The 8851-nt window shown below is 56.4% G+C and carries 7 protein-coding genes and 2 pseudogenes; 5 read left to right on the top strand and 4 right to left on the bottom strand.

The genetic code is table 11. The features are described from left to right. Positions 1–546: 546 nt before the first annotated feature. Together H8B02_RS41785 and H8B02_RS41780 are read right to left on the bottom strand one after the other, a co-directional pair. Positions 547–1089 (bottom strand): avidin/streptavidin family protein, encoded by a 543-nt coding sequence (locus tag H8B02_RS41785; protein ID WP_229171506.1) that lies wholly within the window; start codon positions 1087–1089, stop codon positions 547–549. Between the two features lie 1206 nt (positions 1090–2295). Next, positions 2296–2631, bottom strand: a complete 336-nt coding sequence (locus tag H8B02_RS41780; RefSeq protein WP_229171505.1) for a hypothetical protein — start codon at positions 2629–2631, stop codon at positions 2296–2298. An 80-nt stretch (positions 2632–2711) separates the two neighbouring features. Between H8B02_RS41780 and H8B02_RS41775 the strand changes: the two genes are divergently transcribed. The 5 genes and pseudogenes from H8B02_RS41775 (at position 2712) to H8B02_RS41760 (ending at position 7103) form a co-directional block, all read left to right on the top strand. Then, complete coding sequence (locus H8B02_RS41775; protein WP_229171504.1) at positions 2712–3611, top strand: TauD/TfdA dioxygenase family protein; 900 nt, start codon at positions 2712–2714, stop codon at positions 3609–3611. Between the two features lie 677 nt (positions 3612–4288). Next, positions 4289–5383, top strand: coding sequence for a KamA family radical SAM protein (locus H8B02_RS41770; protein ID WP_229171503.1), 1095 nt, complete (start codon positions 4289–4291; stop codon positions 5381–5383). 207 nt (positions 5384–5590) lie between these two features. Next, entirely contained in the window at positions 5591–5917 is a 327-nt protein-coding gene (locus H8B02_RS41765) for a hypothetical protein (RefSeq protein WP_229171502.1), read from the top strand. Between the two features lie 158 nt (positions 5918–6075). Continuing rightward, positions 6076–6390, top strand: a pseudogene (locus H8B02_RS49200) (hypothetical protein); the annotation flags it as partial. A 2-nt stretch (positions 6391–6392) separates the two neighbouring features. Beyond that, positions 6393–7103: a hypothetical protein gene (locus H8B02_RS41760; protein ID WP_229171501.1), complete on the top strand. Its 711-nt coding sequence runs from the start codon at positions 6393–6395 to the stop codon at positions 7101–7103. Positions 7104–7229: 126 nt separating this feature from the next. On the opposite strand, the gene H8B02_RS41755 is transcribed toward H8B02_RS41760, so the two are convergent. Together H8B02_RS41755 and H8B02_RS49190 are read right to left on the bottom strand one after the other, a co-directional pair. Then, positions 7230–8165 carry an alpha/beta hydrolase gene (locus H8B02_RS41755; protein WP_229171500.1) on the bottom strand — a complete coding sequence of 312 codons (936 nt, stop codon included), beginning with the start codon at positions 8163–8165 and terminating at the stop codon, positions 7230–7232. A 445-nt stretch (positions 8166–8610) separates the two neighbouring features. Further along, positions 8611–8851 (bottom strand): annotated as a pseudogene (locus H8B02_RS49190) (hypothetical protein); the annotation flags it as partial.

Here is an 8851-nt window from a genome sequence, read left to right as displayed (position 1 = left end):
GCGCGGATGCACGCCAGGAGGCTCAAAAGCGAGAAGATCTAGCGTGACCATGTTTCCTCAAAGCTAAGGATCAGATCCGTCGATCAATTTTGTCGAGAACTGTCACGTCGACCGGTATCGCGATTCTGGGACCAACTGCGCCAGTGCTGTGCTGGCTCCAATCAAATCACGAGCGGATTTCTGGATACCGGACGAAAATCCTGCAGAACGCCTTGAACGCGTAGTGGTCGAGGCCGCGAAAGAGATGAAGCGATAGGGTGTTTGCGGCTAATCTGATTGGCACACCAGCCCGAGCAGGACTGATGGAAGCAGGAGAAAATCGCAGGGGTGCCGCCACTTGCGTCTCGCTGGCTGCGCGATCCTGCAGCTTTGACAAACAAGCATACCAACGCGGCGCGCGCTGCGCACGAAGTCAGCGAGCCTCGCGAAGGCGTGCAAATGACAAGCGATCAGCTTTCGGTTCATCGTATGAACCGGACTGATCGTTGCCGCCGATCGCCTGTTCGCTCGCAAACCATACAGGGCTGTCTGCTTCAGTATTTGGGATCAGACCTGCCAAGTGGGGTTCGATGTCACTTCGGGCTCTTGTTCGTGTTCGAGAGTTTCTCGCCTGCGCTGCTCTCCAGCCGCCACGCCGCCACTGTATAGCAATTTTGCTCTGTCGCCTGTCTTGAAGGTGAAGGTGTCGGCGCCGGCGCTGATGCCATTCCATACAACCGGCTCCGCAAGTGACAGCAGCCAAAGCCCTTGAAAGCCCGACGCACTGTTGAGCTGCCCGGTCCAAACGGTGGTTGAGCCGCATCCAGCGAAGTTCACGGTGAAACTGATCGCAGTTCCTTGACTGGTCTGAGCAAGCCAGCCACTTACTGCCTGAGGCACACCTTCGTCGCAGCTGTTGCTTGCATTGTTCGTGTAAGTGCCGGAGATTGCGCCTGTGTTCTGGTTAAAGCTGTCGACGCTCAGCGTTGAGCCATATTGATTCGTCCAGGTCCAGATCGGTTGCGCGTCGGCCGGAGTCAGCTGTAACGCTCCATAGCACAGGCATACCAAAGCCATCCATCGCGCCATTTTCCAAGTCTCCTGTGTCATCGTCCACTCCACGGAGTTCCGCAAGCAGCCAATCATCCATGAGCGGGGTAACACCCAAATTTGTGAGAACGGCCATGAAACGTCGTTTCCACAGATTGTGCTTGGCTTGGTTCTGTTCTGCTTAGGAGTGGTCCCCCGAGAAAAAAGACCTCGTTACGTGTAGCGGTTACGAGCCCAGTGTCAGCGCGAGGAAGAAGAGCGGAAGCACTGCGCGGTGCTTAAAGCGTCTTTGTAATGGGCCCATGCAAGTAGTGCTGTTCGTGACGAACCCTCGGCTACTAAGACTGGCTCAGTTGCGCGCATGTTGCGCCTGTGGCTCGGCCGTGTGGCCGCTTTGTTTTGCCGCTGGCGCATTCTTTCATCGCCTTCCCGGAAAACGTGCACTTATGTTGCGCGTGTGATCATGATCACGCGCCCTGCAGTAGTCGCTCGGAAGGGGCGGACAGGCCGATCATTAAGAATGATCCTCGCTTGCGAGCTTATCTGACATTGTGCTTGAGCGTCGACCTGCCAACAGCGGTGGGGTGACTAAAAAGAACGCAGCGAATTTGAGGCGTACAATCCTGAGATTCTGACCCGGTGCTGCATTTTACGGCCCCACCCGAATACAGTCGGAGGGCTCGGCCAGACATTCGCTCCACATGGCGCCGCCGACGACGTCTAGCGGAGGTGCATCTCCGCAGCACAGGGATCTTCACGCTCGAAATCAAACGGCTATGTCTCGGGGCTCAAGAGCCGAAGGAATTACCGCCGTAGGTCGGGTTTGGCGCTCCAGTCCCGTGTTGTGGCGCACGGTATTCCTGATCCGCACACCATCTCTATTCTCAGCGGTAATCCGCGACCAAGCCCTACGGATAGAGCAAAGGCGCAAGTCACAGCCGGACCGTTCAATCACGATCAGGTGCGCAGATTCCGCAAATGGTGGGATTGAGTCAGTTGTTAAACTGCAATTGCAGTTGCAGCGTTCAAGTTTTGCGCGTCGCTGATTCCGGCGAATTCAGAGCCATCATGTGATGATACGCGCGTGCATTTAAACAAGCCGCAAACAAGGATTGTGTGCACGCACAAGTAGCGCTATAGGGTTAAACGACAATAGGTTGAGCGCGCGGCTCTTGCTGCTCAATGAGATCGCCGAATAATGCGTTCGTTCATTAGTCGTGCGGATGAGGCCATGTGGATCGCTTCAGTGGCGTATCCACCGTCGGGTCAAATTTCTTTCAGGGCCCCGTTCGGCGACGAGCGAACGTTGCTGAAGATCGGGAAAGAAAGCTGGTTTCGTTTCATGGACTGGACATGGATTGCCTCTATGATTTCTGGTGTCCCCGCGAGGCTGTTGATCGACCAGCAAATCGATCCGACGGCGTTATACGCGAGTGTCCTTTGGTCGAAGCCGGACAGACGCGTGACATAGACCGCGGGATTTTCGGCCGAACTGATGTACGCATGCAGAGGGAAGCAGAGCATAAAATGACGGTGATCCACATCGGAAATCCTGTTTGGCTCGTTGCGCGGCGTGGATCGGGCAATTCGGATGCGCGTCATCAATATCGCTCGTCAACTCGCCAAGCATCATCACCAATCTCGGGGGCATTGTTTAGACATCGACAGAGAGAGGCATCGTCATGAGTAGCAATGTGATCGTTGATAACGTCATTCCACGAGCAGACATCGTCAGGTATGGGGAGCGTCTTGGCGCCGAAATCAAGAACGTTGCGCTATCGGACGGTTTGCCAGTCGAGGTCATCAGAGCCATTAAGCGGCTGCTGCTCGAGCATAAGGTCATCTTCTTCCGTGATCAGGGGCATCTCGATGATGCCCAGCAACAGCGTTTCGCCCTTCGGCTCGGCTCGCTGATACCGCATCCCATAATGCTGGACACAAACGAAGAGTCGACGATCCCGGAAACGCTCCCTGATCGCCTATATCGTTATGTCCGGCAGATGAATGATGACGACGCCTTCAGTGCCGGCCGTCCGAAGATCTCAATGCTGCGAGGTGCCGCGATCCCGCCTTTTGACGGTGATATCGCCTGGTCGAGCACTGCAGCTGCTTACCTTGATCTTCCCGATCCCCTGCGGATGCTTGCCGATAACCTCTGGGCTGTGCGTTGCGCCGCATTCGATTACGCTGTGGCGGAAGGCGTCACGGACATCGACAAGAGGCGATGGGACGACGTATCCACCGGAACGATCTACGAAACGACACATCCGATCGTTCGCGTTCATCCGGAGACCGGCGAGCGCATGCTCTCGCTAGGCGGTTCCGTGCAGAACTTTGTCGGCTTGCAGCGTTATCCCAGCCAAAGACTGTTTGAACTGCTTCAATCCTATCTTACTGCGCCGGAGAACACGCTGCGCTGGAACTGGAAATCAGGCGACGTTGCAATCTGGGATAATCGCGCGACAGAGCGGTACCCCATCAATGAAATCGGCAGTCCTCATCTGGCTATGGACCGGCCTGCGGTTGATGTCGGCTTACCCCTCATAAGAAGGCTGAAATCACGGGCCGCTGAGGCTGCCTAGCGGGGATCGCACGTCCAGCTTCTAAGACACTGGGGTTCAATAGAGCCATCCAGTGTCGGGCAGGATCCTTTCAAGTTTGTTGTAAACCCGCCAGAGCGGCCTGGCCTGCGCGAGCGATCTGCTTCTTCATTGCTGAGAAGGCGTGAGCACGCCTGCCATGTGAGAACGCCGCTGAGCCACAATGCGAGCCGATTGTTGCGACGCTATCTGTGCTGGGCAGCGAAAAGATGGAGCGGTCGTGGCGATGGTCGAGAGGCGCTATTCAGTCTAAAAGCGACCTCGCACGACTGAAGGACCTCGAGAATGCAGGGCATCGGCAGATCAGCGCCCTGATCATCGATGAGGACCTCAAAAAGTATCCTTCGTAATGGAGGTGGCGTCCACCTCCCTTATGAAGAGGCGGCGATCGTGTTTGTACGCGCACCAAAGACGTGGGCGCACTTGTTGCATATTTTTGGACGACGCTGCGCGATCCACTAATGGCAGCGATCTAGGTCCGCTGCTGCGCATTATTCTCGCGCGCCGGTATCTGGCGAGTACGAGAGTGCCTCTCTCAACTCTCGAGTCTGATAGTCCTCACCACAACAGGTAGGTAGCGATCCACTATTGATACTGTAGTGTAGATGAACAGACCGTACTGGTGCAAGCGCGCTGATCAGGACAGACGAGGTATCGCAATGGAAACCATAGCTGATCCGCTGGACGGCAGAGCACACGTACTGAAGTTCATCGAAGAAACGCGCGTCGTCAGCGAGAGCGAACTGCAAATCAACAACATCACGCCTTATCATGTCACAAAGTTCTATCGCGAGCAGATCGCGAAAAATGGGTACTATGATCAGCTGAAGCGTATTGTGGAGCCCTCGGTCGAGGAGTTCGAGAGCCCAGGCACCTTGGATACGAGCGGCGAGCACGACAACACGGTCGTGCCGGGACTGCAGCATAAGTACCCTCAGACCGGCCTGTTGCTGGTGACGGAACGCTGCGGTTCATATTGCCGCTATTGTTTTCGCAAGCGGATCGTCGGCAAGGCGTCCGACGAAGTCGCGCCGGACTTCGGTCAGGTCGCGCAATATATCGCGCGTCATCCTGAGATGACGAACGTGCTACTATCGGGAGGCGACCCGTTCGTGCTTAGCACGGCCAAACTCGACAAGATCCTTGATCACCTGCTGCCTATCAATCATTTGAGTTCGATCAGATTTGGCACGAAAATGCTGGCCTATGAACCAAGGCGGTTTGAAGATACCGCGCTGCCGGCGCTATTCGAGCGGATTCACAAGTCAGGTAAAACTCCAATAATCGTCACGCATTTCGATCACGTAGGTGAGGTCTCGTCCGATGCTGAGCACAAAGTTCGCACTTTGCGAGCGCAGGGCGTGCAATTCCTCAATCAGGCCGTGCTCCTCGCGAAAGTCAACGATGATCCAGAAATCCTGGCAGAAACGTTCGCCAAATGCCACGAAATCGGAGTGCGCCCTTACTACCTCTTCCAAGCCAGGCCAGTGAAGGGCGCATCCCATTTTCAAGTTGCACTCCGACGGGGAATAGAGATTGCGCGCGGCGTCAACCAGCGTCTCAGTGGCATCGAGAAGACATTCAAATACATTATGTCTCATTACACAGGAAAGATCGAAATCTTGGATTTCGGAGACGATGGCCGCGTGTACATGCGATACCACCAGAACAAAGTGTCCGAGAAGATCGGACGGATCTTTTCCCGGCCTCACGTCGAGGCGGCCTGCTGGCTGGACGATCTGCCAGGACAATGAGATCTGACGGCGCGCAAAGCTGATTGCGAACTCGGAACGAGTACGGCGCGACGGCTACGGGAAATAGCGAGGTCGGGAGTGCCCTCAAAAGCAAATGTCAAGCAGAGCTAAGCGAATGTCCGCCACGGGCCTTGTAGATTCCATGGGGGTGAGCGTGGCCGATCCGATAGATTTGGGTTTGCACACTCGAACCATCGGAGAAGTCGGATGCAAGCATCGACCGCAGTCACGCCCACCATCAGCCATTGTGGCAAACTTTTCGTTGCGATCGGACAGAGTCAGAAGACGTGGCTTGTGACGCTTTACAGCCCGGACCGGGAGCGGATGTCTCGCCACAAGCTCGATGGGGGCGATCACCCCGAGCTGCTGGCATTGATCGATCGGACCGGCGCCCGCGTGGCGGAGACGCTCGGATCGGCACCGCGTGTGATGAGCTGTTATGGAGCCGGTAGCTTCTGGCTGCATCGGCTGCTGGAAGCGGCCGGGATCCCAAGCTTCGTGTTCGACGCGGCGAGCTGTTGCTGCGCACCCTGATGGCCTTATTTACGGGGGGAACGACGGGTGGTTCGGATCGCCCGGGTGCCAAGAGTGGAAGCTGAGGACGCCGGCGCGCCAGGCGCGAACGCGACCGACTGATCACCGAGCAGGCCGCCCATAGCAACCGGATCAAGGCGCTGCTGCGCCTGCGCGGGATGGCGGTCGGCAATCCGCGGCGGCGGGACTGGCTGGCCTGGCTGGCACGGCAGCGCGATTGGCGCGGACAGCCGCTGCCGCCGCATCTTCTGGCCGAGATCAAGCGCAAGCACGCCCGGCTAATGCTGGTGCGTGAGCAACTCGCGGGGCTGGAGCGGATCCAGGCCGCGGACGCTTCTGCGGCCGTTCCGACGCCGATGGTTGAGCGGCGGGATCAATTGCAGCGCCTCAAAGCGCTCGGCCCCGCCTTTACCACGACACTGATCAACGAACTATTTTACAAGGACTTCCGCAACCGCCGCGAGGTCGCCAGCTATTGCGGCTTGACGCCCAGTCCCTGGAAAAGCGGCGGCATCGACGCGAGCAGGGCATCAGCAAGGCCGGCAATCGGCGTGCCCGCCACAAGGCGATCGAACTGGCCTGGCTATGGCTTCGGCACCAAGGCGACACCGCACTTAGCCGCTGGTTCCGCACCCGTACCGCCGACGCCGGCAACCGCGCCAAACGCATTGCCATCGTCGCGCTGGCGCGCAACCTGATCGTGGCGCTGTGTCGCTATCTCACCACCGGCCTCGTTCCCGAGCGGGCAACGCGCTTTTGCTGCTTGATCCATTCCGACAACGTTTTTGGAGACGATCCTTTGCTCCGGCGTGATGATGTCTTCGGATTGTCACGCACAGCTTCCGCCGAACGGGTGCGCGGCACTTCCGTTTTTCTGACACCCCTCAAGTCGATAGTCGATGCTTCTGCGGCTTCTCTTTCGAGACGGAGCTTTCTTAATCGCGCCATCTTGTCGCGCTCGGCTTCTGTTTCCGGCCTTTCGGACAGGAGTGTTCTTTGTTGCGCAGACTCTGCAGAGACCAGGATCCCGATAACGGTTATCTCCCCAAGCGCCTTGCATGCTTCGAGCCGATGCAGCGCTTCGTCACTATGGGAGCCAGAAGAGGCCTCGTCACCCGGGCTACATCATCCCGGACGGGTGAGCGACATCATCTCGGAATGGGTGGGCGACTTCAAATCAGAATGATGGACGAGATCATCTCGGAATGCTGGGCGACATCGAGCGGAATCCGCATGTTGAGCGGCGCCGGTTTTAGAGTCGTTCTCCGTAGGGAAGGGCAACATTTAACATCAGGGGGACGCTATGCGATCGTTAGCGGGATCCGTCCAGAAAAGTTTGAATGGCCGCGAAAATATTCAGGCGATTCCGTTCAAAAGTCGGAAGGTGTGTGCCCTCACCAAAACAGATGGATTGCTTGCGCCGCGAATTGACGAGAAGCGGAAACAATGTGCGACCCATATAAGGTGGGGTTTCGGCGTCCCATTCGGCCTGTACCAAAAGAACTGGAGCCAAAATCTCTGCAGGGTCGTAGAAGGGCTTTCCGGCTAACCAATAGTTTCGCCAGTCCTTAGAAGCGCCGTTTGGAACCCGAATGAAGCGGGGATCTGCTGTTGCCCCAAGCGGGTCGCTCGACCAAATAGCGTCCAAGACGGCTTGGCTCCAATCAGGGGGTAAAATTTGCTCTCGCTTGTGATTTGGAACGCCAGTAAGCCATCGAGCAAGAGCGCGGTCTCGCTTCAGAATACGATAAGCCGGGATTTTATCAGGATAGGGGTCAGGCAATGCGGGCACTTGAAACCAAATTGGTCCGAGAAACACAAGTCGCTCGACTTTCTCTAGATTCTCTGTCGTATAGCGTCCCGCTAGGGTTGTGCCCCAAGACCATCCGATCAGGGCAAGCCGCGATATTTGTCGGCGGGCGAGGACGAAATCCACGACCGCCGAAATGTCGCGGACGGCCGTTTCGCCATCCACAATTGCGGAGTTGTGGTTCGGATCCAGTAACATCTCAGCAGGACGAGTTGATCTCCCGTAACCGCGAATATCGAGAACGTAAACGTCGTAACCATGTGCGGCTAAGTAGTCCATCCATGAGAAACCCTCAAGTGGGATGTCGTACATTGCATGTCCGGGATATACCGATCCATGAATGCACACCACGGTACGCTCAGCTTGCCATGTGCACATCGAAGCCAAATATTTGTTTCTGACATAGAGTTCGATGCCTGAATCATGAGAAGCGACCATAAACTCCTCCACTTGCACGCGGCGAGTTCGCCAATCCGCCGTCTTTGCGCGGCAAGACGAGATGCTCACGTTCCTACCCTTTCACACTTTCAAATAGCTGGCGCGGATCCGCATGCATGAAGTAACGAGAACTGGAACTTGTCTTAAGGATACTACCGTACAGGCGCGCCTATCGAAGCCATAAGGAAAATGACCAAGTAGGTGCCTGCTCTTCTTCTTCCAAAATAGTCACGAAACATGTCTCCCAGAACAGCTTCACCCACTTACTTGAGAGCTGGGTAACAAGAAACTACTAAGCTTAATAGTATTGCGTGTGAGACAGGGATGCGCATGACGCTCTTCCTCCAGGCCCAAGCCTCGATGAGCGCGCCATCAACCGAGAAGTGACCACTCGATCGAAGCCTCTTCACCCGGATTATGCCAGAACCGACGCCAGGAACGCGGCCTTGGGCGTTTTGTTGCGCAGTTGCACGCCAAACTCGCGGTAGACACGCCGTATCTTGTTCTGGCCGCGGTGTTCCCCTTTCACGACGCAGCAGGACGTGCATGCAGTCAGCCACCAGTTTAGTCAGCTTGCTGTTTCCTCCTCCAACTGCTTCAACCGCAGCATCTCGGTTGGCAGCAATAGTCACACTTCTTCTTCCAATTGAAATTAGTCGCCCGCCTGATCGCGACCTTGCCACAGA

The sequence above is a fragment of the Bradyrhizobium altum genome (assembly GCF_020889705.1).
Lineage (GTDB): Bacteria > Pseudomonadota > Alphaproteobacteria > Rhizobiales > Xanthobacteraceae > Bradyrhizobium > Bradyrhizobium altum.
Note: the sequence above shows the minus strand (reverse complement) of the source record. Positions and strands in the feature narration are given on the sequence as shown.

Coding starts and splice junctions, on each gene's coding strand:
- H8B02_RS41785 (WP_229171506.1), bottom strand. CDS start 1,089: ATGACACAGGAGACTTGGAAAATGGCGCGATGGATGGCTTTGGTATGC.
- H8B02_RS41780 (WP_229171505.1), bottom strand. CDS start 2,631: ATGACGCGCATCCGAATTGCCCGATCCACGCCGCGCAACGAGCCAAAC.
- H8B02_RS41775 (WP_229171504.1), top strand. CDS start 2,712: ATGAGTAGCAATGTGATCGTTGATAACGTCATTCCACGAGCAGACATC.
- H8B02_RS41770 (WP_229171503.1), top strand. CDS start 4,289: ATGGAAACCATAGCTGATCCGCTGGACGGCAGAGCACACGTACTGAAG.
- H8B02_RS41765 (WP_229171502.1), top strand. CDS start 5,591: ATGCAAGCATCGACCGCAGTCACGCCCACCATCAGCCATTGTGGCAAA.
- H8B02_RS41755 (WP_229171500.1), bottom strand. CDS start 8,165: ATGGTCGCTTCTCATGATTCAGGCATCGAACTCTATGTCAGAAACAAA.